The sequence below is a fragment of the Paenibacillus ferrarius genome (assembly GCF_002027705.1).
GTDB lineage: Bacteria > Bacillota > Bacilli > Paenibacillales > NBRC-103111 > Paenibacillus_E > Paenibacillus_E ferrarius.
This window is the reverse complement of sequence record NZ_MBTG01000023.1, coordinates 382,261-407,133: the sequence shown is the minus strand read 5'-3', so window position 1 is coordinate 407,133 and position 24,873 is coordinate 382,261. Positions and strand designations below refer to the sequence as shown.

Below are 24,873 nucleotides of genomic sequence, written 5' to 3'. Positions count from 1 at the left end.
TGCATGTATTAGGCACGCCGCCAGCGTTCGTCCTGAGCCAGGATCAAACTCTCCATAGTAGCGAACGATTGCTCGTCCGTATATCTGAAAGCTGAAATGCTCAATTGACTTGCTAGCGAGATTTTACAATCTCTTTTTTGAACGATTGCTCGTTCGTGCTTACTCACTCGTTGTTCAGTTTTCAAAGATCAATGTCTTCCATATTCATCCTTCGCCCCTCAAAGGCGACCTGATCAATATACCACATCGGCCTATTCGATTGCAAGAACTTTTTTTCAATTTCTTTCGTTCTTTCGTTCGACCGCCGAAGCGACAAGGAGTAATATAACAAATACGGAAAAGGAATGCAAGCTTTTTTTTGTTATTTCTTATTCATTTAGAAAACCACTATCAAAGACCATTCAAAGATGAAAAGAAAAAACCCCTTCAATAGGGGTTTTCGCATGGATTTAAGCTGCTAGACATGTCCGATAACATCCTGTATGAACAAACTTCTTTCGAGTGTTAGATTAACAATCGTTCCATTAACGTTAACCCAAGGTCTGGTCGGATTAGAACGATCTGAAAATATAATTTCACCCACTCGGTTATCACTAAGCTTGACGAGCGTGCCATTACTGATTTGTGTAGACTTGTTGATAAATACTTGAACGAGCGTTGGATCTACTTTACCAAAGGACTCCGTGAAGAGTTGTTCAAGCACGATGTAAGGAGACACAGCTGTTTTGTGGAAACGCTCATTCGTCATTGCATTATAGATATCGGCAATCGCTACGATTTTGGCATACAAATGAATTTGATCGCTTTTGATCCCCAATGGATATCCAGAGCCATCCTCGCGTTCATGATGCTGGACTGCCGTTAATTTCACTCCTTCGTTAATACCCGATACATTTTTGAGAATTTGATACCCGATTAATGTATGCTGCTTGATCTCATCCATCTCAGCTTCCGTTAAGCGGCCTTTCTTCTCCAGAATAGCCGGATCTACTTTAGCTGTCCCGATATCATGTAGAAGACCTGCTAACGCTATCTGCATCAAATCCTTCTGAGGAAGTCCATGCCATATCGCCAGTGAATAGGAAGTTAAGCTGACCATGATACTTTTGTGATAGATGTAATCCTGCAGATTGCGATTTTTGGGTGCGAAAGTAAGTACTTTATAAGCATCGATATGCTGGATGAGTGCTTCAAGTCCATTCCTAATGTCAAAGATCGGTAATGGTTGCCCGCCATTAGCCAGCAGATAGACACGCTTAAGCAGCTTTAGCATATTCTGATACTCTATTTGAAATGGAGGGGTAGTTGGAGTTTCCTTCGGCTTTGCCTCTTCCGGTGTGGCCTCGACCTCACTGCCATTTTTGGATTCAATAAAAACGGATGCGATCAGAAATGCTTGGAGAATCTCAATATCTCTATTATTGATAATTTTCCCTTTGTTAAAAAGGACATTCCCCAATTTCGTTATTACATTATCGCCTAATCTTTCACCATATTTCAATTGAGAAACCATTACGTTCGGCACGGTCATTCACTCACCTTAACTATCGTATACTTCATATTGTAAAGGAAAAGGGATGGGTTTGTAAGCCCCATCCCCACATTTTATTTACTCAGAATCGGTTGATTCTGTTGCTTCTGTTTCTTCCCAATCGCCATCTTCTTCGCTGCCATCTTGCTCTTCATTTTTCTGAACGCGAGCTAAGGTTCCGACTTCGTCGTCTTCACGAATATTGATTAGGCGAACCCCTTGTGTATTACGGCCCATGACGGAAATACCGTCCATGCTTGTACGAATAACCGTACCTAATGCCGTAATAATCATGAGATCTTCCTCTTGCTGCACCACTTTAAGTCCAACAACAGGACCGTTCTTGTCCGTGACATTCAAGGTCTTAATCCCTTTGCCGCCACGTGACTGAATCCGGTACTCGGATACAGGCGTTCGTTTACCAAAGCCTTTGGACGTTACAATAAGCACACTGTTATCTTCATGGACAACATCCATATCAATGACAGCATCTTCATCATCAAGATGAATACCTTTAACCCCCGTAGCCGATCTACCCATCGAACGTACATCCTGCTCTGGGAAGTGAATGGACATCCCCTGCTTCGTTCCCATGATGATACCTTGGTTACCGTCTGTCAGTTTAACACCGATGAGATCGTCGTCTTCACGTAAATTAATAGCAATTAAGCCACCTTTACGGATATTGGAATAATCGTCAATTGGCGTTTTCTTCACAACACCTTGCTTCGTTGCAAAGAATAAGTACTGGTCGGTTTCGAAGCTTTCAACCGGAATTACAGCGTTCACGGTTTCGCCTTGCTCGATTTGGATCAAGTTAATGATCGGCGTTCCTCGTGCAGTTCGGCTCAAGTCCGGAATCTCGTAAGCTTTCAGACGATACACTTTCCCTTTGTTCGTAAAGAACAACAGGTAATGATGCGTATTAGTTACGAACAAGTGTTCCACGAAGTCATTGTCTTTGGTATCCATACCCACAATGCCTCGTCCACCGCGCTTCTGATTCCGATACGTCGTAACCGGCAGACGCTTGATGTAACCTGTATGTGTAATCGTGATTACGACATCTTCACGCGGGATGAGATCTTCATCTTCGATGCTTTCCTCACCAACCGTGATTTCAGAACGTCGCTCGTCACCGAATTTCTCTTTGATCTCATTCAATTCTTCGCTAATGATCGCTAGAATCAGCTGCTCATCAGCAAGAATCGCTTTAAGCTCAGCGATTTTCTTCATGAGCTCCGCATATTCAGCCTCGATCTTCTCACGCTCTAAACCAGTTAAACGCTGTAGGCGCATATCCAGAATAGCTTGAGCTTGATCGTGACTCAAATGGAATGTCGACATGAGTCCTTCTCTAGCTTCTTCTGTCGTTCTTGATGCACGAATCAATGCAATAACTTGATCCAAGTGGTCAAGAGCGATACGCAAACCTTCCAAAATGTGAGCGCGCGCTTCCGCTTTGCGCAAATCATATTCGGTTCTGCGGCGGATAACTTCTTGTTGATGCTTGAGATAGTAGTGCAGCATCTCGCGTAGATTCAGAACTCTTGGTTCGCCATTAACTAGCGCCAGCATAATAATTCCGAAGTTAGACTGCATGGCTGTTTGTTTAAACAAGTTATTGAGAACGACATTCGGATTCACATCACGACGCAGCTCAATAACAACGCGCATCCCATTACGGTCAGACTCATCTCGCAGATCCGTGATGCCGTCAATTTTCTTCTCGCGAACGAGCTCAGCAATTTTCTCAACAAGTCTTGCTTTATTCACTTGATACGGCAGTTCATTAACGATGATTCTAGCTTTGTTATTGTTCTCTTCAATAACCGTTCTAGCACGCATCGTAACAGAACCTCTGCCCGTTTGATACGCTGATCTAATCCCTTCGCGGCCCAAAATAAAGCCAGCTGTAGGGAAATCCGGTCCTTTGATGACTTGCATCAGTTCAAGCGGCGTGATATCCGGATTCTGAATCATCAGTTGGATACCTTCGATGACCTCACGCAGGTTATGCGGAGGAATATTCGTTGCCATCCCTACAGCAATCCCTGAACTTCCGTTCACCAGTAGATTAGGGAAACGGGAAGGAAGAACAACGGGTTCATTCTCTTCCCCATCATAGTTGGGCTTGTAATCAATCGTTTCTCTGTTGATATCGCGTAAAAGTTCCATAGCGATCTTGGATAGACGAGCTTCGGTATAACGCATCGCTGCTGCCATATCGCCATCAATGGATCCGAAGTTGCCGTGACCATCGACGAGCATATAACGAAGGGAGAAATCTTGCGCCATCCGAACCATCGTTTCGTACACGGCAGTATCACCATGCGGATGGTACTTACCGATAACTTCACCGACGATTCTCGCTGATTTCTTATGTGGTTTATCTGGAGACATGCCCAGCTCAGACATCGCAAACAAGATACGACGATGAACCGGCTTCAGACCGTCTCTTACATCTGGCAGTGCACGACTGACAATGATACTCATCGCATAGTCTAAGAAGGATGTACGCATTTCGGTCGAAATGTCAATTTCTTTGACTTGCGAATGTAATTCTTCGCTCATGAATGTTCCTCCTGAAAGCTACATCGTTAGCAACGTCTAGGACGTTTAGATATCTAAATTTTTCACGTACTTGGCGTGTTCCTCAATGAAATCTCTTCTCGGCTCTACATTATCGCCCATCAAAGAATCAAAAAGTGTATCTGCTTCGATCGCATCTTCGATCGTTACCTGTAAGAACGTACGGCTTTCCGGATCCATTGTCGTTTCCCATAGCTGCTCTGGATTCATCTCGCCTAATCCTTTGTAACGTTGAACGTTGACTTTGGCGCCTTCACCGAACTCCTGCATGATTGCTTCTCTTTGTTTTTCGTTATAGGCATAACGAACCGTTTTGTTGCGCTCCAATTTGAAAAGAGGAGGCTGCGCAATATACACATAACCGGTTTCGATTAACTTTTTCATGTACCTGTAGAAGAAAGTGAGCAGCAGCGTACGAATGTGAGCTCCGTCAACATCGGCATCGGTCATGATAATAATTTTGTGATAACGCGCTTTGGCAATATCAAAATCATCGCTGATCCCTGTACCAAAGGCAGTAATCATCGCACGAATTTCAGTATTGGACAAAATACGATCCAATCTAGCTTTCTCTACGTTCAAGATTTTTCCGCGAAGCGGCAGAATCGCTTGGAAGTGACGATCACGTCCTTGCTTAGCTGATCCGCCTGCAGAGTCACCTTCTACGATGTAAATTTCACTGATGGACGCATCTTTGGAAGAGCAATCTGCTAGTTTACCTGGCAGGGCACTAACTTCCAAGGCGCTTTTACGACGAGTCAATTCTCTCGCTTTGCGGGCAGCTTCCCGGGCTCTTGCCGCTTGAATCCCTTTTTCGAGGATTTTCTTCGCAGTCGCAGGATTCTCTTCCATGAATTCTTGCAGCTTCTCGGCGAACAGAGATTCCACAATACCGCGAACTTCACTATTTCCAAGCTTCGTCTTCGTTTGACCCTCGAACTGAGGCTCCGGAATTTTCACGGAAATAATCGCAGCAAGACCTTCACGCACATCATCACCGGAAAGGTTAGAATCACTTTCTTTCAGGGAATTGCTTTTACGGGCGTAGTCGTTCAGAATCCGCGTCAATGCGCTTTTAAAACCGGATTCATGCGTTCCGCCCTCATGGGTATTGATATTATTGGCGAAGGAATAAATATTCTCTGTGTAACTATCGTTGTATTGAAGTGCGATCTCGATGGAGATATTATCCTTGGAGCCCTCCACATAGATAGGGGTTTCGTTCACAACTTCGCGGTTGCGGTTTAAATGCTGAACGAAGGAGACGATCCCGCCCTCATACATATGTGTATTCGAAGTATCCGTGCGCTCATCAATTAGATTAATTTCGATCCCTTTGTTCAAGAAAGCCAACTCACGAATTCTTGATTGCAGAATATCGTAATCGTACTCGACGGTTTCTTTGAAAATCTCCGGATCCGGCTGGAACGTCACTTGTGTGCCAGTTTCCTCGGTTTCCCCAATGACCTTCACGTCATACTGAGGCGCGCCGCGGCGGTATTCTTGTTCATGAATTTTGCCTTCACGCTTAACTTGCACAGTCAGCAGCTCAGACAACGCGTTAACAACAGAGATACCTACACCATGAAGACCCCCGGATACTTTGTAACCCGAGTCATCTCCACCAAACTTACCGCCCGCATGAAGAACCGTAAGAACAACTTCCAGTGTCGGACGCTTCAGCTTCGCATTTTCACCCACTGGGATTCCACGGCCGTTATCAATAACGGTTACACTGTTATTCTTATGGACGATAACATCGATCTTCGTACAGAAGCCGGCCAACGCCTCATCGATACTGTTATCGACAACTTCCCAGACCAGATGATGAAGTCCACGTGCACTAGTGGAACCAATGTACATACCCGGCCGTTTACGAACGGCCTCTAAACCTTCCAGAACCTGAATCTGACTGTCATCGTATGCATTTTGATTCACAGACATGTTAATCTCCACCTGCTTTTTTATAGTGAGATAAACCTCTATCGATGCCAATTAAAGATAAGCGACCGCGCGTAGAGGAGGTTAGTTCGTTAACAACTGATGCGCTCTTTTCTTGAGCGTTGTTGAGGAAATGGGTGAATAATACACTTTACTCTTCGTAACGACGAGTGATTTGCATTCTTCTTCACCGATTTTCTCTGTTTTCTTATCTTTTACAGCTTGCTGAATGAATTGTTTCGATATTTTGGAAGACTTCTCGATCGAGATATCGAAAATAGCAATCAGTTCGGAAGCTCTAATAATTTTCTCGCCACCCAAATGAATAAACATGCTCCTCAGCTCCTGCCACTTACATTTCCTTTCAACACATGAAACACGGAAGCATGGTCCAGTTGGTCCAAATGAACACTTTCCAATCCGGTTGTGGTGATAAACGTCTGGACTTTCTGTTGAAACGTGCGGATCAATTGCGTCTGTCTATATTCATCAAGCTCTGAAAGCACATCGTCAAGTAATAATAGGGGATATTCGCCGACTTCTTCATGAATGAGCTCAATCTCCGCAAGCTTGAGGGATAACGCTGTTGTCCGTTGCTGCCCTTGAGAACCGTACGTTTGGACCTCTTTATCGTTGATGTAAAAAAGAAGATCGTCGCGATGAGGGCCCACTAGCGTAACGCCTCTTCGGAATTCCTGATCTCTAACCAATGATAACTTTATCATAAATTGGTTTAATAAAACAGATTCATCTTCAGCTTCGATGTCAAAAGACGGGGCATAACGAATAAGAAGGGCTTCGCTATCGTTCGTTATTCCTCGATGGATGGTCTCCGCCCATTGTTGCAGCTTCTTAATAAAGCTTTGACGTTTTTTCATAATTTTAACACCATATTGCGCTAATTGTTCGTTCCAAATGTCTAACATGGCGTCCGGCGTGCTCTTTCCGGGGAAAGATTGCTTTAAATAATTGTTTCGCTGCACCAAAATCTTCTGATATTGCGACAAATCGTAGAGATACGAAGGCTGAACTTGGCCGATTTCCATATCGAGGAAACGCCTCCTGACACCAGGAGTGCCTTTGACGATTTCCAAATCTTCCGGAGCAAACATAACCACGTTCAAAGCTCCGATAAAATTGCTTAGCTTCTTTTGCTCAAGACCATTGATCTTGGCTTTTTTGCCTTTGGTCGTAATGGAAAGGTCCAACTTGCAGCTGCCATACTTTTTCTGAATCTCCGCATACAGCTGTGTCTGTTCTCCATTCCAGCCAATTAATTCTTTGTCCTGGTGGGTACGATGTGACTTAGTCATGGCCAGCACATAGATGGATTCCAATAAATTCGTCTTTCCCTGCGCGTTAGGTCCAACGAAAATATTCACATTGTTAGTCGTTGTAATCTCAATTTGCTCGTAATTCCTGTAATGCCGAAGTGCAAGTCTATTCAAAAACATGGGTGGTCATCCTCCTGGTTTAAGCCGATCAGGAGCTAACGACTTCGAATTGTCCGAAACCCTCCACGGTTACCACGTCTTGCGGAACGAGCTTCCGTCCTCTGCGATTTTCAGCTTGCCCGTTTACTTCAATTTTTGTATCCACAACGAAAAATTTAGCTTGTCCACCTGTGGATATACAGTCCGATAACTTCAAAAACTGTCCAAGGGTAATATAATCCGTGTTAATTCCGATCTGTTTCATGTCCGATTCTCCTTAATTCGTCGTTCGGTAAGGCAAGATGAGTTGCAGCATGTTTGTAGAATCTTGCGGCTTCATGATGATTGGCTGCATAGCTCCCGTAAATCCGATGTGAATGAACTCAGAATCGAGTACTTTTAAAGCATCGAGCATATATTTGGAGTTGAACGAAATTTTGAGTAAATCACCGGCGATGTGCTGCAGGCTAATTTGCTCCGTTACTTTCCCCAGTTCCGATGAGCTTGAAGAGATCTCGATCGTCTGGTCTTCTTGCATCATCATTTTAACGATATTCGTTTTATCTTCTCTGGATAATAAATAAGCGCGGTCGATCGCTTCCGCCAGTTCTTTGGTCGGTACGACCATTTCCGTTTGAAAAGACTGCGGAATTAGCTTGGATGTATCTGGATAGGTTCCGTCCAAAATGCGGGAGTAAAACAAAATCGAATGAATTTTGAATAAAACTTGATTGTCCGAAATAACTATATCTATAAGCGAATTTTGATCGGGCAAAATTTTGCTTAATTCATTCAATGTTCGACCTGAGATAACAATATTAGGCAGGTTTTGCGCGTTATCGTTATCAACAGTCACTTCACGACTAGCCAGCCGGTGCCGGTCGCAAGCAATGAATTTCAGCTTATCACCTGTAATATTCCAAAGAACACCTGTAAGTATCGGTGTAGACTCGTTGGTGGAAACCGCATAAGACGTTTGCTTAATCATTGTTTTTAATAAATCGCTGGGAAGACGAAGCATTTTGCTTTCTTCAATTTCGGGCAGCAGCGGATATTCATCCGGATCGAGTCCCATGATTTGAATTTCAGAAGATCCTGAACGAATAATCGTTTGAAAATTAGCTTTGACTTCGATTTCAATCAATTGAGCAGGAAGCTTTCGGATGATTTCTATGAAAAATTTAGCTGGAAGCACAACACTCCCGGCTTGGAATAATTGAATAATTTTGATGGTTTCATTTTCGCTTGCTGTAAAGCTTTGAATCGAGATATCTGTATCACTGGCAGTGAGGGTTACACCGCTTAATGTTGCATCTATTTTGATCCCTGTGAGAATCGGGATTGTCGTTCGAGATGAGATGGCTTTGGAAACGTGACCAATGGATTCGATTAAATGGTCTTTGAGGATCGTTAATTTCATGATTTCACTCCTGTGGTTCTTTTTTAATTTGCGTTAGCATAATCATTATATAATAACATTCTTTATTAGTAATAGCAGTAGGGGCTCTGGATATGTGGATATGTGGATGAATCTTATATAAATCAAGCCTATCCACATGTGAATAGATTGTGCATAGGCTTATTGAAAAAAGGAAGTTATTAAGAGGGGTTTTTGATGCGCTCTGTCAGGTTATGAACGATCTTGTATAAATCTTGATCTACTTTTAACTGCTGCGTTATTTTTTCATGGGCATGAATGACGGTTGTATGGTCACGACCACCAAAATTATCTCCGATTTTCGGCAAAGAGAAGTCCGTCAGCTCACGTGCCAGGTACATTGCGACCTGTCTTGGGAAGGCTACGGCTTTTGTTCGTTTGCGCGCTTTGAAATCCTCCAGCTTTAATCCATAGAATTCTCCAACACGCTGCTGAATATCCTGTATCGTAATGACTCGCGGCCGGTTGGACGGAATAATATCCTTCAACGCTTCGGCTGTCAGATGAACGCTGATATCTTGATTGATCAAGGACGAATAAGCTACAACGCGGATTAGCGCTCCTTCGAGCTCACGAATGTTTGTATCGATCTGGTTGGCGATATAGATCATCGCTTCATTCGGAATTTCTAGGTTCTCCGCTTTGGCTTTCTTGCGTAAAATCGCAATCCGAGTCTCTAAATCGGGCGGTTGGATATCGGTAATCAAGCCCCATTCGAACCGTGAACGCAAGCGATCCTCCAGGGTTGGAATTTCTTTTGGAGGTCGATCACTCGAAATAATAATTTGTTTGCCTTCTTCGTGAAGGGCATTGAAAGTATGGAAGAACTCCTCTTGTGTACCTTCTTTACCGGCGAGGAATTGAATATCATCAATCAATAAGACGTCGATTGTTCTATATTTATTACGAAATCCTTCACCGCGGTTATCACGGACCGCATTAATGAATTCATTCGTGAACTTTTCGGATGAAATATATAAAACACGGGAACCTGGGTTATGCTCCAGCACATAATGACCGATCGCATGCATCAAGTGTGTCTTGCCCAAACCAACGCCACCATAGAGAAATAGTGGATTATAGGCTTTGGCGGGAGCTTCAGCAACAGCTAATGACGCTGCATGCGCGAAGCGATTGCCGGATCCGATAACGAAGGTATCGAAGGTGTATCTGGCATTCATCATATTCGTGAAATTTTCTTCACCTGCGACGATGGCCGGGCCTTTAGGCGGTATAACGGTTGGAAGCATCGCTGTAGACTGCGCTTTCTGTTCTTCCGTTTCAATGATGAATTTCACAGATACATGCTTGCCTGTAAAATCATAGATTGTTCCTTCAATCAGCTTGGTATAGCGGCTTTCGAGCCACTCCTGCGCAAAATTATTGGGCGCACAAATAACGACAGTAGAGTCATTAAAAACTGTCGCTTTCGTTGATTTGAGCCAAGTATCGAAGCTGGGTTTACTGAGTTTGGTCTGAATGATTGTTAAAATCTGTTGCCATAAGTCGGTAGAATGGCCTTCCACAGTATTCACTCCTTTGAAATTAAACATGTGGCATAAGGCCAGTAATGAGCTTGTGTCGAAAAAGCATACGCTATGGATACAACTCGATGTATGTGAATCGCCAGTCCGGAAAGGATTCGTGACGAAGTAAGTATAGTCTGCTCGTTTAACGGCGAAATGAACCTTGATGTCTGCTAGGGTCAAAAAAGAACAGACTTTGTCGATTTTATCCACATTATTAAGGATCGGTCGAAATGACTTATTCTTGTAGAGGGAAAATTGTTCACAATGTTATCCACAGATTGTTGATAAGTCGGAGAGTTGGTGGTGTCTATCCACAACAGAAACATTACCATCTTAACAAAAGACAGTCCGTTAATCAACGGATTGTTTGATATTATCCACAATTACAACAAGTTGTGCATAGATTTTGTTCACAACACAAGATATTGTTGATATTCTGTTAATTTTCGACATCGTTCTCTTCCACAGGGCAAAAATTTATACACAGGTTATTCTTTTTGGAAATGTGCTGAACAAAATGTCTTTTCTTCTGCACACTCGGGTAGGTTGACTTTCTTAAGTGAAATATGATTTAATGAGTAGTAGAAATTTTGTAGGATGGATATCCTCAGGTAGGGAGGTGCTATAGATGGGTCCGACGTTTAACCCTAATACGAGAAAGCGTAAGAAGAATCATGGTTTCCGTAAAAGAATGAGCACGAAGAATGGACGTAAAGTTCTGCAAGCTCGTCGTCTTAAAGGAAGAAAAATTCTTAGCGCGTAAAAAGAGGCTCCGGAAGGGGCTTTTTTTTTTGCTTTTTGTCTGATCGGTTTACATGAGCTGAATTCGGTTAAAACTAGATCATATCTGTCGTGTTTATGAAACATAGATTTGGATGTTATCTGTCTGGAGCGTAAAATCCGTGGAAAAAGAATATAGATTAGCTAAAAGAGAAGATTTCAATAAAATTTATCGCTATGGCAAGTCAATGGCCAATCACCAATTCGTGCTGTATTATTTGCCGCAGCCGAAGCTGGAGAAATTTCGCCTGGGTGTGTCCGTGAGCAAGAAGGTAGGCAATGCCGTTGTTCGAAATCGCCTTCGACGAATGATGAAGGAAATTATTCGTTTGAAAAAAGATCAAATGACGCCTCATTATGACTACATCTTATTAGCCAGAAAACCAGTCGTTGAAATGGAATATGCCGAGATGGAAAAAAGCATTTGGCATGTCATCCGCAAAGCTTCTTTATTAAAAAGAAATGACACAATAAAAAAGTGACGCAATATTTCCTTGCGAGCTGAAGATGTGTTATAGTTTATGTTGGAAAAGATATTTAGGAGGATCTCATTTTGACTCGTCGAATCTATTTGCTTGCATCGTTTTCTGCGTTGATCTTATTGTTGTCAGGATGTAGTCCATCAAGCGCAGCTATGGCACCAATTGATCCCAATACCGCAGGTTTTTTCGTCAAATATTTTGTGTACCCGCTTTCTCAAACCCTTGATTGGTTCGCTGATCATTTATGGGGTCAATATGGGTTATCGATCTTGGTTGTTACCTTGATTATTCGTTTAATTATTTTGCCGCTTACTTTAAAGCAATACAAAAGCTCTAAACGGATGCAAGATCTGCAGCCTGAGATGAAGAAACTCAAAGAAAAGTACAAAGATGATGCAAAGAAACAGCAGGAAGAAACGATGAAGCTTTTTCAGCAAAATGGTGTGAATCCTTTAGCTGGATGTTTTCCAATCATTGTTCAAATGCCAATTCTGATCGCTCTTTATCAAGCGATTATGCGCAACGATCACATTCGTGAGCATACATTCTTGTGGATGAATCTTGGTCAACCGGATCATTACTATATTCTTCCGTTGATTGCCGCGGCAACCACATTCGTTCAACAGATGTTTATGTCTTCCCAAATGAATCAACAAATGAAAAGCTTACTATATATCTTCCCGGTAATGATTTTCGTGATGTCCATGAATTTCGCAGCGGCTCTTCCGCTTTACTGGATCTACGGTAATATCTTCACGATCGTTCAGTCTTACTTTATTTATGGTTCTCCTGGATCACAAAAGTCCGGATCGCAAAAAAATAAGGGTGGCCTGTCCAAATGAAAAAAATTGTGGTGACTGGAAAGACTATTGAGATAGCGGTGAAATCCGGACTAGCTCAATGGCAAGTTTCCGAGGATCGTGTAAACATTCATATTTTGGAGCAGCCCTCTCGAGGGTTGTTCGGATTTATTGGTTCCAAAGAAGCTAAAGTAGAGCTTGAGTTGATACCGGATCCACTTGAGGAAGCAATTGCTTTCTTACAAGATATGTTCGAAGCGATGCAAATTTCCATCACCATAGATACACGCAAAGATCGCGAAGGCTTCGTCTTGAATATGAGTGGCTCTGAGTTAGGTATTTTGATCGGTAAAAGAGGACAAACACTGGATGCTTTGCAGTATTTGGTGAATATTGTTGCTAACCGGTATGCGAATTCGCATTTTCGCATTATCTTAGATGCGGAAAATTTCCGTGATAGACGCAAAAAAACATTGGAAGAGTTGGCTGTTCGACTTGCTAATCGCGTGATTAAGTCGAAAAAAGAGGTCATTCTCGAACCTATGAATTCGCAGGAACGCAAAATTATTCATGCCGAATTGCAAGGACACCCTGTTGTCAAAACGTATAGTAAAGGCGAAGAACCGAACCGTCGGGTCGTTATCGCTGTCAAATAATGCTGCCGCAATGACTTTGTTCATGTCATTGCTTTTTCTTTAAGTTCAGGTAAATTCGAGGTGTAAATACGATGCTAAATGATACGATTGCTGCTATTTCTACGCCGCTCGGCGAGGGTGGGATAGCGGTTATTCGTGTGAGCGGAGAGGAAGCCGTTCCATTCGTGGAACGGATTTTTCGCTCAAAAACGAAACTATCTGTTGCGCAGACGCATACGGTACATTATGGATTCATTATAGAACCTGCTTCTGCCGAAAAGGTAGAGGAGGTTCTCGTTACGTTAATGAAAGCTCCACGTTCATTTACGATGGAAGATGTGGTGGAGGTCAGCTGTCATGGAGGCATCGTTTCTGTCAAAAAGGTGCTCGATTTGCTGCTGCAGCAAGGCGTGCGTTTGGCTGAACCAGGTGAATTCACGAAGCGTGCTTTCTTGAATGGTCGTATAGATTTGACCCAAGCTGAAGCCGTTATTGACTTGATTCGAGCTAAATCGGATCGAGCTTTCAAGGTAGCCTTGAAACAGGTTGAAGGTAATTTGTCGAAGCAAATTAAGCATTTGCGGCATGTGTTGGTGGAGTTAATGGCGCATGTTGAAGTGAATATTGATTATCCAGAACATGATGTAGAAGAAATGACGAATGCCTTCATTAAGACCAAATGCGATACAGTGATGCTTGAAATTGATAGGCTTTTGGTGACTGCGGAGCAAGGCAAGATTTTGCGCGAAGGCATTGAAACTGCAATTGTAGGTAAGCCGAATGTAGGTAAATCCTCATTGCTGAATGAGTTGGCTCAGGCTAATCGGGCTATCGTTACAGACATTCCAGGTACAACGAGGGATGTTATTGAGGAGTTCGTCAATATTGGCGGTATTCCGTTGAAGCTGCTCGACACAGCAGGTATCCGGGAAACGACGGATCTTGTAGAACAGATTGGTGTGGAACGCTCCAAGACAGCTTTAGCTGAGGCGGACTTAATCCTGCTTGTCCTCAACAGCAATGAGGAGCTGCAGCTTGATGAAATCGCCTTGATGAAGCAATTGGCTGACAAGCAAACCATTGTTATTCTTAATAAGATTGATTTGAGCAGAAAACTGAATGTTGAACAAGTGCTAAGTTATTTTCCGCAGGAGCGTATTGTCGAGTTGTCTCTGATTGAAAATAAAGGTATTGAAGATTTGGAAAAAGCAATCGCGGCTATGTTCTTTGAAGGCAAGCTGGAATCCAGCGATTTGACGTATGTTAGCAATGTTCGACATATCTCTTTATTGAAGCAAGCCAAACGTTCTCTTCATGATGCACTCGAGGCGAATGAACAATATGTACCTATAGATATGATTCAGATTGATATAAGGGCTGCATGGGAGCAACTGGGTGAAATTATTGGGGATTCCGTCGGAGAATCATTAATCGATCAAATTTTTACACAATTCTGCTTAGGAAAATGAAAACGACAGCATTTGCGTTTTCATAAAAGAGGGAGGGACGTTTATTATGGGATATCATGCAGGTGATTATGATGTCATTGTTATCGGTGCTGGACATGCCGGATGTGAATCTGCACTAGCCTCAGCACGAATGGGCTGCAACACACTCTTATTAACGATCAATTTGGACATGGTTGCTTTTATGCCTTGCAATCCATCCATTGGTGGTCCTGCGAAGGGCCACGTTGTTAGAGAGATTGACGCTCTAGGCGGCGAAATGGGTCGAAATATTGATAAGACTTATATTCAAATGCGAATGCTGAACACGGGGAAAGGTCCTGCGGTTCACGCGCTACGTGCACAAGCAGATAAATTTTCGTATCAGCATAAAATGAAAGAAACAATCGAAGCGACATCGAATTTGACACTACGTCAAGGTATGGCCGAAGAGCTTATTGTCGAAGACGGCATTTGCAAAGGCGTAATTACCAAAACAGGCGCTGAGTATTATGCGAAGGCGGTTGTTCTTACAACGGGGACTTACTTACGAGGAAAAGTTATTATGGGTGAGCTGATGTATGAGAGCGGGCCGAATAACCAACAACCTTCTGTTAAATTATCCGAGTCACTGCGTAAGCTTGGCTTTGATCTCGTTCGATTCAAAACAGGAACACCTCCGCGTGTTCATAAAGATACGATTGATTTCAGCAAAACAGAAATTCAACCTGGTGACGATGAGCCTAAGTTCTTCTCTTTCGAAACGAAAGGCGTTCCTAACAATGATGAGCAGCTGCCTTGCTGGTTAACGTACACATCTGAAGCGACGCACGATATTATTAACTCGAATTTGCACCGCGCTCCAATGTTCTCCGGGGCTATTGAGGGTACAGGGCCAAGATATTGCCCATCCATCGAGGATAAAATTGTTCGTTTCGCAGATAAGCCTAAACATCAAATTTTCTTGGAACCGGAAGGTCGCAACACTTCGGAATATTATGTGCAAGGATTGTCTACGAGTATGCCTGAAGATGTGCAGCTTGGTATTTTGCGCTCTATTCCTGGACTAGAGAAAGTTGAAATGATGCGTACTGGCTACGCGATTGAATATGATGCAGTTGTTCCTACGCAATTGAAACCTTCTTTGGAAACTAAGCTGGTGAGCGGTTTATTCACTGCAGGCCAAATTAACGGTACTTCTGGATATGAAGAAGCAGCTGGGCAAGGTGTAATGGCTGGTATTAATGCTGCTCGCAAAGTTTTGGGCAAAGAAGCTGTTGTTCTGGATCGTTCGGAAGGGTATATCGGTGTTCTAATCGATGACTTGGTGACCAAGGGGACGAATGAACCTTATCGTTTGTTAACTTCTCGTGCAGAATACAGGCTGCTGCTTCGTCACGATAATGCGGATCTGCGTTTAACGCCAATAGGCCATGAAATCGGACTTATTTCAGATGAGCGTTATGCGGCATTTCTGAATAAGAAGTCTTTGGTGGATCAAGAGATCGAACGACTTTCTATTGATAAGATTAAGCCTGAACCTCATGTGCAGCAATTGTTGGAGAGTTTAGAGAGCGTGCAGCTTAACAACTCGGTGCCAGCTATATCTTTGCTGCGTCGTCCTGAGATTGGGTACAGCGCTATTGAGCAAATGTCGCCATCGCCCCTGCCTCTTGATGATGAGATGAAAGAACAAGTTGAGATTCAAGTTAAGTATGCGGGTTATATTGAAAAGCAAAGCAATCAAGTAGAGCGCCTGCGTAAAATGGAGAAAAAGAAAATTCCTGATGATATCGAGTACAGTGAAATACATGGGATTGCTACTGAAGCTAAGCAAAAGCTTGCAAAGATTCGCCCGATTTCCATTGGGCAAGCATCACGGATCGGTGGCGTTACGCCTTCAGATATATCTATTTTACTTGTCTACTTGGAACATTATAATCGCGTCACTGCGGCAAGAGGTAACTAATGGATGCAATTCAACAACAGTTTACTCAATTATTAGAAAAAGAGAATATTTTTCTTTCCGCGCACCAGTTGGATCAATTTGAACAATATTATAAGACATTGGTTGCGTGGAATGAGAAAATGAATTTAACAGGTATTACAGAGAGAGAGCAAGTGTATTTGAAACATTTCTATGATTCTCTCTCTGTCTCTTTTAACTTTTCTATGGATTCTGTGATGACTCTTGCTGATATTGGTTCAGGAGCAGGTTTTCCTAGTATTCCTTTGAAAATTGCTTTTCCTTATCTGAAAGTGACAATCGTCGATTCGTTGAATAAAAGGATTCTTTTCCTAAAGGAAATTGTTAATCAGCTTGGTCTTACGGATATGGATTGCGTACACGGCAGGGCAGAGGATATTGCTAGACTTCCTAAGTATCGCGACCAATTCGACCTAGTTACTGCTAGAGCAGTAGCGAGGCTTCAAGTTTTGAATGAGTTCTGTCTTCCTTTTGTGAAAAAAGAGGGGACTTTCATCGCGATGAAGGGTTCTGAGATTGAAGAGGAACTTGCGAGCGCTAGTTATAGCTTGTCTGAGTTAAAGGGAAAAGTTATTAAAGTGAATCGCATGTTGCTGCCGATTGAGGAATCAGTTCGTCATTTTGTTGAAATTCAAAAGGTGTCTGCAACGCCAAGCAAGTATCCGAGGAAAGCTGGCATTCCGCTGAAAGAACCATTGTCCAAAATGTGAAATTGTTCCACGTGAAACATTTAAACATTCTGTAGATCGTGCAGTTCTAGCAGGATTTTGGCTTTGCATGGAGAATTATAACATAAGTACGATATATATTATAAAGTTAGTATGTTTATGTGAGCACTTGTCATACTTCACCGTATTATTGACAAGCGTTTTCGTTCTGTAGGACGAAGAGGTCGTCTATCTTTGGATCGTATTGGTCGCTTAAACTACGGGAAGAGTTGGTGGTTGGTTTTCCTATGAAAGAACAAATATCGAAGTTATTTGGACTTGCTGATCGTTCAACGACTGATGAAGTCAAAAACATAGCTGTCAACAATATTATTCCAAGTCCGTATCAGCCAAGAACGTTGTTTGATGATGATCGACTTGAAGAATTGTGTCAGACCATTCGGACGCATGGTGTCATTCAACCGATTGTTGTCAGAGTCAAAAATAATACGTTTGAGTTAATCGCGGGGGAACGCCGACTTCGAGCTGTTAAAAAGCTTGGTCTGGACACAATTCCAGCAATTGTACGTGATTTTAATGATTCGCAAGCGGCATCTATTGCTCTTATTGAAAACTTGCAAAGGGAAGGTCTTACTGCGATAGAAGAGGCAGCGGCTTACCAGCAACTCATTGAGATGCATGACTTGACACAAGAAAGCTTGGCGCAGCGTTTGGGGAAAAGCCAGTCCACGATTGCAAATAAGATTCGTCTTTTACAATTAAGTGAGCCGGTAAAGATGGCTTTGATGGAACGGAAAATCACTGAGCGACATGCAAGAGCATTACTAGCGCTTGATCAAGAAGAACTTCAAGTAAAGGTTCTTGAAGAAATTATCTCTAAAGAGTTGAATGTAAAACAAACGGAAATCAAAATTAATTTCCTCAAAGAAGCCGCAAAGCTTAAGAAGACACGCCGAGTTTCTTTTACTAAGGATGTACGTTTGGCTTTGAATACAATTCGGCAGTCTGTCGAGATGGTAACTAGCTCTGGACTGAACATTAATACCTCTGAGAAAGATCACGAGGATCATTACGAAATTATTATTAAAATTCCTAAACGATAACGGGCATTTATTGCTACCTTAAACGGCGCAAGCCGTTTTTTTGCATCTTAGAAGTTAAAACTATCAAATAGTGAGGTAACTCGTTGATAGATGTGTTAAGATAGTAATACTGCTCTTTGATTGGCATTTGGAACATAAGTGATTGAGGTGAAATGGTTTTGTCTAAAATAATAGCAATAACGAATCAGAAGGGTGGCGTCGGTAAGACGACAACTTCTGTTAATTTGGGAGCTTCCTTAGCTTCACTTGGGAAGAGAGTACTTCTTGTTGATATAGATCCGCAAGGTAATACGACAAGCGGTATTGGCGTTAATAAAGCAGACGTAGTAAATTGTATTTATGACGTACTGATTAATGACGTTCATCCCAAAGATGCAATTGTTGATACAAATGTTCCAAATCTTAAAATCTTGCCAGCGACGATACAGCTTGCTGGAGCTGAAATTGAATTAGTACCGACGATTTCAAGAGAAGTTCGTTTGAAGAAATCGCTTCAATTAGTTAAACATTTATTCGACTATATTCTTATAGATTGTCCCCCGTCTCTTGGTCTTCTTACGATTAACTCATTGACTGCTGCTGACTCTGTCATTATCCCAATTCAATGTGAATATTATGCGCTTGAAGGATTAAGCCAACTGCTTAATACAGTTCGACTGGTCCAAAAGCATCTTAATACAGGGCTTCAAATTGAAGGTGTTTTGTTAACGATGTTTGATGCAAGAACGAACTTAGGTATTCAGGTTATTGAAGAAGTGAAGAAGTATTTCCAAACAAAAGTATATCAAACGATTATTCCAAGAAACGTTCGCTTGAGTGAAGCGCCCAGCCATGGACAATCCATCGTTACATATGATCCTAGATCAAAAGGCGCGGAAGTGTATTTAGAGCTTGCGAAGGAAGTGATCTCTGTATGACCAAAGGTTTATCCAAAGGTTTAGGTAAGGGGTTGGACGCTTTAATCACTTCGTTGCACATTGATGAAAGTGATAAAGTTATTCAAATTCCTTTATCCCAGTTGAGAGCTAATCCGTATCAACCGAGGAAACATTTTAACGAAGATAGTATTAAAGAACTTGCTGATTCGATTAAAGAGCATGGTGTTATCCAACCTATTATCGTTCGTAAAGTTCTTAAAGGGTTCGAAATCATTGCAGGTGAACGCAGGTTCCGTGCTTCGCAGGTTGCGGGGGCAGCGACGATCCCGGCTGTTGAAAGAAGTTTTTCAGATCAACAGGTGATGGAAATTGCATTGATTGAGAATGTCCAACGTGAAGATCTGAATGCAATGGAGATTGCTTTTGCTTATCAAGGAATTATTGATCAGTTCTCTTTGACCCAAGAAGAGCTTTCCGCCAAAGTAGGGAAGAGCCGTTCGCACATTGCCAACTTCTTGAGATTGCTTCAATTACCGGAATCTATTAAGCAATATGTTTCACGTGGAACATTATCTATGGGACACGCAAGAGCCATCGTAGGTGTGAAAGACGATAAGGTGAAGAAGGAGCTCGCAGAAACAACCATAAGTAAACAGTGGAGTGTTCGTGAGCTTGAAGAAGCTGTGAAGATGTTGGAAGAAGCACCAGGGCAAGAAAAGGAAAAGAAAGTACAGAAAGAAAAAAATAGAGATCCCTACATTAATCAGGCTGAAGAACAGTTGAGAGATATTTTCCGAACGACAGTTAAAATCAAGGCTCAGCAGGATAAAGGAAAGATCGAACTTCTTTATTATTCCAAAGATGATTTAAATCGTTTGCTAGAATTGCTTCAAGGCAAAATCTCTTAAAAATTAGATAGCATACCGATGGTTTTCTTTCGATTCGAAAGATCAAACTAAGGTATGCTATATTTATGAGGAGAGGGTGAAAAAATGGAAAATGTCATGTATTTCGATCAGGCTGCATCGTCGTGGCCGAAACCACCAGCTGTCATGACAGCTATGATGGCGTGTATGGAGGAGTATGCTGCGAACCCTGGACGTGGCAGCCATCAGATGGCCGTGAAAGCGAGTAGAGCCTTATTTGAAACGCGAAAGAATTTAGCCAGATTATTTGGAGTCAAAAATCCGAATGATATCTCATTTGCGCTGAATACAACGCATGCGCTTAATCAAGCGATTAAAGGATTTGTTAAGCCGGGCGATCATGTGATATGCACCAACATCGAGCATAATTCTGTGAGAAGGCCACTTGAACATCTAAAGGCAACTTCGCAAGTGGAGCTTACTTATATTCATAATGACGAGTATGGGGATATCAGCTTAGATGAACTCAAAAGGGCTTTTAAATCAAATACAGCATTGGTCGTTGTGAATCACAGCTCAAATCTGTTAGGAACGATTATGCCGGTTGGCGAAATCGGAGAACTATGCCGTACGCATGGGGCTAAGCTGCTTGTAGACGCCGCTCAGAGCGCTGGTATACTGCCTATTCATGTAGGGAGTATGAATATTGATATGCTAGCTTTCCCCGGCCACAAGGGGCTTCTAGGGCCTCAGGGAACGGGGGGGTTGTATATACATCCCGACATCGATCTTGACCCTCTTTTGCACGGTGGAACAGGCAGTCAATCTGAGGCGATTCAGCAGCCAACTGTACGACCAGACCGCTACGAAGCAGGTACACAGAATACGGTAGGCATCGCTGGATTAAACGAAGGCGTGAAATTCGTCTTAGCGGAAACGGTTGAAAAGATTCATGAAAAGGAATGGCGTCAAACTCAGCTGCTGATGGAAGGTTTACTGGGAATTCAAGGAGTAACGGTTCTTGGACCCCAACTTGGACAAAATAAAACAGGGATTGTTTCCTTCAATATCGACGATGCCGATTCATCTGAAGTCGCCTTTATTCTGGATCAATCTTTTCAGATTGCCGTTCGGTCCGGCTACCATTGCAGCCCGCTTGCGCATGAAGCAGCCGGTACATTGGCTAGAGGCGCCGTACGTGCAAGCATTGGTTATTTTACAACAGATCATGAAGTGGATGTATTAATCCAGGCCGTGAAAGAAATCCATTCGCAATATGCTAAATAGAAAGAGGGATCAACCATGGGGGAACTGTTTGGCTTGGATGGCGGAGTTATCGTTCTAGCTTGCCTCGCATTTATAGTTGTATTATTTATTCTCGTCATTGTACTTTTTGTTAAATTATCATCCTTGCGTAAACAATATACGCTAATGATGAATGGTTCAAAAGCTGAGAATATGGAGCAGCTTGTCATAGATATGCAGAGAGGAATCAACGAGCAAAAGGCCGAATCCATAACGACTTCAGCCAAGGTTGAAACGATTCGTCAAGCCATAATGAAGATGAAATCCAAAGTAGCTATTCATCGCTACAATGCTTTTAACGAAGGTGGAAGTGATCTAAGTTTTACGATAGCGATATTGGATGAATTTCAAGATGGTATCATTCTGACGGGAATACATAGCCGCGAACAGATGTATCTGTATGCGAAGCCCATTCAAAATGCACAATCCACGTATACTTTAAGTCCCGAGGAAAAAGAAGCGATTAATCAAACTTTAAAACAGTCGTAGCATTGGGTGTATAAGCTTGAGTCCGGCGCAAGGCAGAATGCAGGGCATCACCTATGATGTGGGCCATATTCATAACTAAGCTAAGTCGTGTATTCTGCAGGACGAAATACTCCATGAAGCCGCCAACGTTTACAATACCGGTAACATGAATGTCCCCAACAGGAGGCAAGTCTTTATTTACACCGGCACCTGGCTTAAGAGGCCCATCCGCTACTTGAATGCATCCAACACTAGAGACTTGACCAAGGCAAGCATCTACAGCTACGATAAATGGGTTTTCAAATTGCTGCTGAATATTGGCTACTGTTTCTGATAAATTCATTGCATGAACCGGCTCATCCAGTGTGCCAAAAAGATGTAGGTTCCGGAGAGAGGCAATTCGGTTTAAATGTGTACCAACAAGCGGTCCCAAAGAATCTCCAGTGGAACGATCTGTTCCTACACAAATGACGACGATAGGTTGATAGGTTGGTAGTTTACTGAAAATGGCTTGTAGATGCTTAGTAAGAAGAAAAGGGGTATCGGCATCGGTATGTTGGATTTTCAGTGGGGCTAGATCCGTGTGTTTAACGCCGTCGAAACCAAATTGGAATTTCATAATATCCCTCCAAGTGCTATTTCTTTTTTACTAGTATATGGATAGATAGGGACATTTATACGTAGGGAGAGGGGGATTTTCCCTGAAACTTTCAGTGATGTTATTAGCATTCGATTCGACCCAGCAAGCCCTTCGCGCAGAGATGCTGCTAGAGTATGCTGATATCGAAATCGATATCAGACCTACGCCGAAGGAAATCACGGCAGGTTGTGCGCTTTCTATTGAATTTCCCGGAGAGAATCTATCACAAGTGAAAGAGATTATTGAGTCGGAGCATGTAGAAATCAGAGGCATTTATTTTAAAAAAGACGAGATGTATGTTACCATGGAATGACGATAAGGAGGTCTCAAGGTGGCCTTTATAACTGGATACTATACGAATTTAATGCAATGGATCAGCGAACATATTACAAAACCTGAAATGCTAGCTTCGATATTTTGGATTATCGTGAAAATTATATTAATTTATATCGTAGCTAAAATATGCATTCATATAGCAAATAAAACCATCAATCATATGATGCTCGCAAGGGATAAATCACCCCTTAAATTTGATCGAAGAAGATCGAATACGATTGGAAGTCTCGTACATAATTTAATCACTTACACAATCAACCTTATTTGCATCATGCTCATCTTGGGTCAAGTTGGCTTGAATTTGGGTCCGCTGCTTGCAGGAGCAGGGGTTGTGGGGTTAGCGATTGGTTTTGGAGCACAGAGTTTGGTCAAAGATGTAATAACGGGTTTCTTTATTATTTTTGAAGATCAATTTGGGGTAGGGGACGTTATCCAGATTGATGCCTTTAAAGGGACGGTTGAAGAAATCGGCATACGCGTAACAAGAATCAAAAGTTGGACGGGTGAGGTCCATATTATTCCGAATGGAAACATCAAACAGGTAACGAACTTCTCAACTTATAATTCCTTAGCGGTTGTTGATGTGACGGTGCCGAGCCATCTAGATATTGATCAAGCGACACAAATTCTCAAAGATACGGTCAGACATGTACAGACGCTGACGGATAACATCGTCAAAGAGCCTGAAGTGCTTGGGGTGCAGGTTGTCGGAACGACGGATTTGAAAATTCGTGTTATTGCTGAGTGTAAGCCGACTACTCAATTTAATGTTACAAGGCTTTTGAATATTGAAATCAAGAAGCAATTCGATATGAGCCAAATTGAAGTGATCAATTTGGGAGGCTCCTAACTTATTACTTGGAGAAGGCGGTGACAGGCGAATGGAGAAGAAGCAGTATCAGCTAGGTGATATTGTGCAAATGAAAAAGCCCCATCCGTGTGGCACCAATGAAATGGAAATCATCCGCATGGGGATGGATATTCGAATCAAATGTGTGGGCTGCAAACACAGCGTTCTTGTTCCTCGAACGAAGTTCGAAAGCAAGCTGAAAAAAGTGCTGAGATCGAATGCAGAAGCAACAGAAGAGACTTCTTAAAAAGCTAGCGAAAAAGACTTGCGAGAGACAGACTTTTTTGATACAATAAGTCCTGTTCTCGTTTTCTTGGAAAGGTACCCAAGTGGTCCAAGGGGGCTGACTCGAAATCAGTTAGGCGTCGCGAGGCGTGCGTGGGTTCGACTCCCACTCTTTCCGTCCATAAACGAAATGGTTAAAAGCTTTCTACATTACTATAATGTAGGGGGCTTTTTTGTTTAGCAAATCCTGTGCAAATAACAATTTGAAACAATATAGGAGCTTGTTACGTCTAAAAGGATGTAATAAGCTCTTTTGCTTATTTGCAGGGATAGAAGGCAGGGAAAGGAAGCAGACTAAATCTATAACTGTGCATAGGCAAAAAGAAGGAGGTAGAAGGCTATGAAGAAAAATTGGTTGATGATGGCAATCGTATTGGGCCTAGTCGTTACAGGCTGCTCCAAGAAGAATGAGGGGACGAGTACAACAACTCCTATCCCAACAACAGGAGCGACGGTACAGCCCTCTGCTGGGGCTTCTGCGACGCCTAGCGGGACAAGCGGGGGTACAACAGCGACAGCGAGTCCACAGGCTGGCAGCAAGGACGCTGCGAAGGATGAGCCGCTTCCGCAAATTACGAAGGAACAGGTCGATAAAATAAGCACGACAGACACCTACGATGATTTGGTGAAGCAAACTGGCGCCAAAGGAAAACTAGTCAAAGATGAGAATGGCAAGAAAACATATGATTTTGAAATATCCAATCAGCCTGGTTACATCTTGGAAGTTGTATATTTTGCAGATGGCAAGATATCAGAGAAACAAGTATTTCGGAAATAATTGCAGAAGCCGCGCAGCGAAATTCGTTGCGCGGCTTTTTTGGGGTAAGGGGTGGACGCAGCTTACCCCTTATTATTGAGGGGATCCGACCGGTACCGTCACA

25 protein-coding genes, 1 tRNA gene and 1 rRNA gene are annotated in these 24,873 nt (G+C 42.6%); 17 read left to right on the top strand and 10 right to left on the bottom strand.

The annotated features are described in order from the left end of the window. The 9 genes from BC351_RS24455 to dnaA form a co-directional block, all read right to left on the bottom strand. Positions 1 to 59: ribosomal RNA gene (locus BC351_RS24455) — 16S ribosomal RNA — on the bottom strand; the annotation flags it as partial. A gap of 398 nt (positions 60 to 457) precedes the next feature. Beyond that, a complete protein-coding gene (locus tag BC351_RS24450) occupies positions 458 to 1,525 on the bottom strand; it encodes an HD-GYP domain-containing protein (protein ID WP_079415925.1) in 1,068 nt (355 codons plus the stop codon). 84 nt (positions 1,526 to 1,609) lie between these two features. Next, a complete protein-coding gene (gene gyrA / locus BC351_RS24445) occupies positions 1,610 to 4,105 on the bottom strand; it encodes a DNA gyrase subunit A (RefSeq protein WP_079415876.1) in 2,496 nt (831 codons plus the stop codon). Between the two features lie 45 nt (positions 4,106 to 4,150). Then, positions 4,151 to 6,067: a DNA topoisomerase (ATP-hydrolyzing) subunit B gene (gene gyrB / locus BC351_RS24440; RefSeq protein ID WP_079415874.1), complete on the bottom strand. Its 1,917-nt coding sequence runs from the start codon at positions 6,065 to 6,067 to the stop codon at positions 4,151 to 4,153. Positions 6,068 to 6,148: 81 nt separating this feature from the next. Then, the gene (remB, locus tag BC351_RS24435; protein WP_079415873.1) at positions 6,149 to 6,397 is read right to left on the bottom strand and encodes an extracellular matrix regulator RemB; all 249 of its coding nucleotides are present in this window, start codon (positions 6,395 to 6,397) and stop codon (positions 6,149 to 6,151) included. Between the two features lie 5 nt (positions 6,398 to 6,402). Continuing rightward, positions 6,403 to 7,518: a DNA replication/repair protein RecF gene (recF, locus tag BC351_RS24430; protein ID WP_079415871.1), complete on the bottom strand. Its 1,116-nt coding sequence runs from the start codon at positions 7,516 to 7,518 to the stop codon at positions 6,403 to 6,405. Positions 7,519 to 7,546: 28 nt separating this feature from the next. Next, positions 7,547 to 7,762: a S4 domain-containing protein YaaA gene (yaaA, locus tag BC351_RS24425; RefSeq protein WP_079415869.1), complete on the bottom strand. Its 216-nt coding sequence runs from the start codon at positions 7,760 to 7,762 to the stop codon at positions 7,547 to 7,549. Between the two features lie 12 nt (positions 7,763 to 7,774). Continuing rightward, complete coding sequence (gene dnaN / locus BC351_RS24420) at positions 7,775 to 8,917, bottom strand: DNA polymerase III subunit beta (protein ID WP_079415867.1); 1,143 nt, start codon at positions 8,915 to 8,917, stop codon at positions 7,775 to 7,777. Between the two features lie 179 nt (positions 8,918 to 9,096). Further along, complete coding sequence (dnaA, locus tag BC351_RS24415; protein ID WP_079415865.1) at positions 9,097 to 10,461, bottom strand: chromosomal replication initiator protein DnaA; 1,365 nt, start codon at positions 10,459 to 10,461, stop codon at positions 9,097 to 9,099. Positions 10,462 to 11,092: 631 nt separating this feature from the next. On the opposite strand from dnaA, the gene rpmH reads away from it, so the two are divergent. The 12 genes from rpmH to BC351_RS24355 all read left to right on the top strand — a co-directional run bounded on the left by rpmH (position 11,093) and on the right by BC351_RS24355 (position 21,902). Then, positions 11,093 to 11,227 carry a 50S ribosomal protein L34 gene (gene rpmH, locus BC351_RS24410; protein WP_029196162.1) on the top strand — a complete coding sequence of 45 codons (135 nt, stop codon included), beginning with the start codon at positions 11,093 to 11,095 and terminating at the stop codon, positions 11,225 to 11,227. Between the two features lie 139 nt (positions 11,228 to 11,366). Then, the gene (rnpA, locus tag BC351_RS24405; RefSeq protein WP_079415863.1) at positions 11,367 to 11,726 is read left to right on the top strand and encodes a ribonuclease P protein component; all 360 of its coding nucleotides are present in this window, start codon (positions 11,367 to 11,369) and stop codon (positions 11,724 to 11,726) included. A 71-nt stretch (positions 11,727 to 11,797) separates the two neighbouring features. After that, positions 11,798 to 12,568 (top strand): membrane protein insertase YidC, encoded by a 771-nt coding sequence (yidC, locus tag BC351_RS24400; protein WP_079415861.1) that lies wholly within the window; start codon positions 11,798 to 11,800, stop codon positions 12,566 to 12,568. After that, positions 12,565 to 13,182, top strand: coding sequence for an RNA-binding cell elongation regulator Jag/EloR (gene jag, locus BC351_RS24395; RefSeq protein WP_079415859.1), 618 nt, complete (start codon positions 12,565 to 12,567; stop codon positions 13,180 to 13,182). The genes yidC and jag overlap by 4 nt, the downstream gene beginning before the upstream one ends. Before the next feature lie 71 nt (positions 13,183 to 13,253). Next, positions 13,254 to 14,630, top strand: coding sequence for a tRNA uridine-5-carboxymethylaminomethyl(34) synthesis GTPase MnmE (gene mnmE / locus BC351_RS24390; protein ID WP_079415857.1), 1,377 nt, complete (start codon positions 13,254 to 13,256; stop codon positions 14,628 to 14,630). Positions 14,631 to 14,676: 46 nt separating this feature from the next. Continuing rightward, a complete protein-coding gene (gene mnmG, locus BC351_RS24385) occupies positions 14,677 to 16,575 on the top strand; it encodes a tRNA uridine-5-carboxymethylaminomethyl(34) synthesis enzyme MnmG (protein WP_079415855.1) in 1,899 nt (632 codons plus the stop codon). Next, complete coding sequence (rsmG, locus tag BC351_RS24380; RefSeq protein WP_079415853.1) at positions 16,575 to 17,303, top strand: 16S rRNA (guanine(527)-N(7))-methyltransferase RsmG; 729 nt, start codon at positions 16,575 to 16,577, stop codon at positions 17,301 to 17,303. The genes mnmG and rsmG overlap by 1 nt, the downstream gene beginning before the upstream one ends. A 245-nt stretch (positions 17,304 to 17,548) precedes the next feature. Further along, entirely contained in the window at positions 17,549 to 18,364 is an 816-nt protein-coding gene (gene noc / locus BC351_RS24375; protein ID WP_079415851.1) for a nucleoid occlusion protein, read from the top strand. Between the two features lie 158 nt (positions 18,365 to 18,522). Beyond that, positions 18,523 to 19,281: a ParA family protein gene (locus tag BC351_RS24370; RefSeq protein ID WP_079415849.1), complete on the top strand. Its 759-nt coding sequence runs from the start codon at positions 18,523 to 18,525 to the stop codon at positions 19,279 to 19,281. Then, a complete protein-coding gene (locus BC351_RS24365; RefSeq protein WP_079415847.1) occupies positions 19,278 to 20,150 on the top strand; it encodes a ParB/RepB/Spo0J family partition protein in 873 nt (290 codons plus the stop codon). Before BC351_RS24370 ends, BC351_RS24365 begins: the two co-directional genes overlap by 4 nt. A gap of 84 nt (positions 20,151 to 20,234) precedes the next feature. Next, complete coding sequence (locus BC351_RS24360) at positions 20,235 to 21,395, top strand: aminotransferase class V-fold PLP-dependent enzyme (protein WP_079415845.1); 1,161 nt, start codon at positions 20,235 to 20,237, stop codon at positions 21,393 to 21,395. Between the two features lie 15 nt (positions 21,396 to 21,410). Beyond that, complete coding sequence (locus tag BC351_RS24355) at positions 21,411 to 21,902, top strand: DUF4446 family protein (protein ID WP_079415843.1); 492 nt, start codon at positions 21,411 to 21,413, stop codon at positions 21,900 to 21,902. Here the strand turns inward: BC351_RS24355 and yyaC are convergent. After that, entirely contained in the window at positions 21,877 to 22,500 is a 624-nt protein-coding gene (gene yyaC / locus BC351_RS24350) for a spore protease YyaC (protein ID WP_079415841.1), read from the bottom strand. The genes BC351_RS24355 and yyaC overlap by 26 nt on opposite strands. A 97-nt stretch (positions 22,501 to 22,597) precedes the next feature. Here yyaC and BC351_RS24345 point away from each other — a divergent pair, with 97 nt between their 5' ends. The 5 genes from BC351_RS24345 (at position 22,598) to BC351_RS24325 (ending at position 24,770) form a co-directional block, all read left to right on the top strand. Next, complete coding sequence (locus tag BC351_RS24345) at positions 22,598 to 22,834, top strand: putative Se/S carrier protein (protein WP_079415839.1); 237 nt, start codon at positions 22,598 to 22,600, stop codon at positions 22,832 to 22,834. Positions 22,835 to 22,852: 18 nt separating this feature from the next. Continuing rightward, entirely contained in the window at positions 22,853 to 23,707 is an 855-nt protein-coding gene (locus BC351_RS24340) for a mechanosensitive ion channel family protein (RefSeq protein ID WP_244209162.1), read from the top strand. 31 nt (positions 23,708 to 23,738) lie between these two features. After that, positions 23,739 to 23,954, top strand: a complete 216-nt coding sequence (locus tag BC351_RS24335) for a DUF951 domain-containing protein (protein ID WP_079415837.1) — start codon at positions 23,739 to 23,741, stop codon at positions 23,952 to 23,954. 68 nt (positions 23,955 to 24,022) lie between these two features. Beyond that, positions 24,023 to 24,110, top strand: a tRNA-Ser gene (locus BC351_RS24330). A 222-nt stretch (positions 24,111 to 24,332) separates the two neighbouring features. After that, complete coding sequence (locus BC351_RS24325) at positions 24,333 to 24,770, top strand: hypothetical protein (protein WP_079415835.1); 438 nt, start codon at positions 24,333 to 24,335, stop codon at positions 24,768 to 24,770. The last annotated feature ends 103 nt before the right edge of the window (positions 24,771 to 24,873 follow it).

Bases quoted from the DNA above. Each gene is read 5' to 3' on its own strand.
- BC351_RS24360 (WP_079415845.1), top strand. From the start codon at position 20,235: ATGGAAAATGTCATGTATTTCGATCAGGCTGCATCGTCGTGGCCGAAA.
- BC351_RS24365 (WP_079415847.1), top strand. From the start codon at position 19,278: ATGACCAAAGGTTTATCCAAAGGTTTAGGTAAGGGGTTGGACGCTTTA.
- jag (WP_079415859.1), top strand. From the start codon at position 12,565: ATGAAAAAAATTGTGGTGACTGGAAAGACTATTGAGATAGCGGTGAAA.
- gyrB (WP_079415874.1), bottom strand. From the start codon at position 6,067: ATGTCTGTGAATCAAAATGCATACGATGACAGTCAGATTCAGGTTCTG.
- dnaN (WP_079415867.1), bottom strand. From the start codon at position 8,917: ATGAAATTAACGATCCTCAAAGACCATTTAATCGAATCCATTGGTCAC.
- mnmE (WP_079415857.1), top strand. From the start codon at position 13,254: ATGCTAAATGATACGATTGCTGCTATTTCTACGCCGCTCGGCGAGGGT.
- remB (WP_079415873.1), bottom strand. From the start codon at position 6,397: ATGTTTATTCATTTGGGTGGCGAGAAAATTATTAGAGCTTCCGAACTG.
- gyrA (WP_079415876.1), bottom strand. From the start codon at position 4,105: ATGAGCGAAGAATTACATTCGCAAGTCAAAGAAATTGACATTTCGACC.
- BC351_RS24325 (WP_079415835.1), top strand. From the start codon at position 24,333: ATGAAGAAAAATTGGTTGATGATGGCAATCGTATTGGGCCTAGTCGTT.
- noc (WP_079415851.1), top strand. From the start codon at position 17,549: ATGAAAGAACAAATATCGAAGTTATTTGGACTTGCTGATCGTTCAACG.
- recF (WP_079415871.1), bottom strand. From the start codon at position 7,518: ATGTTTTTGAATAGACTTGCACTTCGGCATTACAGGAATTACGAGCAA.
- rpmH (WP_029196162.1), top strand. From the start codon at position 11,093: ATGGGTCCGACGTTTAACCCTAATACGAGAAAGCGTAAGAAGAATCAT.
- rsmG (WP_079415853.1), top strand. From the start codon at position 16,575: ATGGATGCAATTCAACAACAGTTTACTCAATTATTAGAAAAAGAGAAT.
- yyaC (WP_079415841.1), bottom strand. From the start codon at position 22,500: ATGAAATTCCAATTTGGTTTCGACGGCGTTAAACACACGGATCTAGCC.
- BC351_RS24335 (WP_079415837.1), top strand. From the start codon at position 23,739: ATGGAGAAGAAGCAGTATCAGCTAGGTGATATTGTGCAAATGAAAAAG.
- mnmG (WP_079415855.1), top strand. From the start codon at position 14,677: ATGGGATATCATGCAGGTGATTATGATGTCATTGTTATCGGTGCTGGA.
- BC351_RS24355 (WP_079415843.1), top strand. From the start codon at position 21,411: ATGGGGGAACTGTTTGGCTTGGATGGCGGAGTTATCGTTCTAGCTTGC.
- BC351_RS24345 (WP_079415839.1), top strand. From the start codon at position 22,598: ATGTTATTAGCATTCGATTCGACCCAGCAAGCCCTTCGCGCAGAGATG.
- yaaA (WP_079415869.1), bottom strand. From the start codon at position 7,762: ATGAAACAGATCGGAATTAACACGGATTATATTACCCTTGGACAGTTT.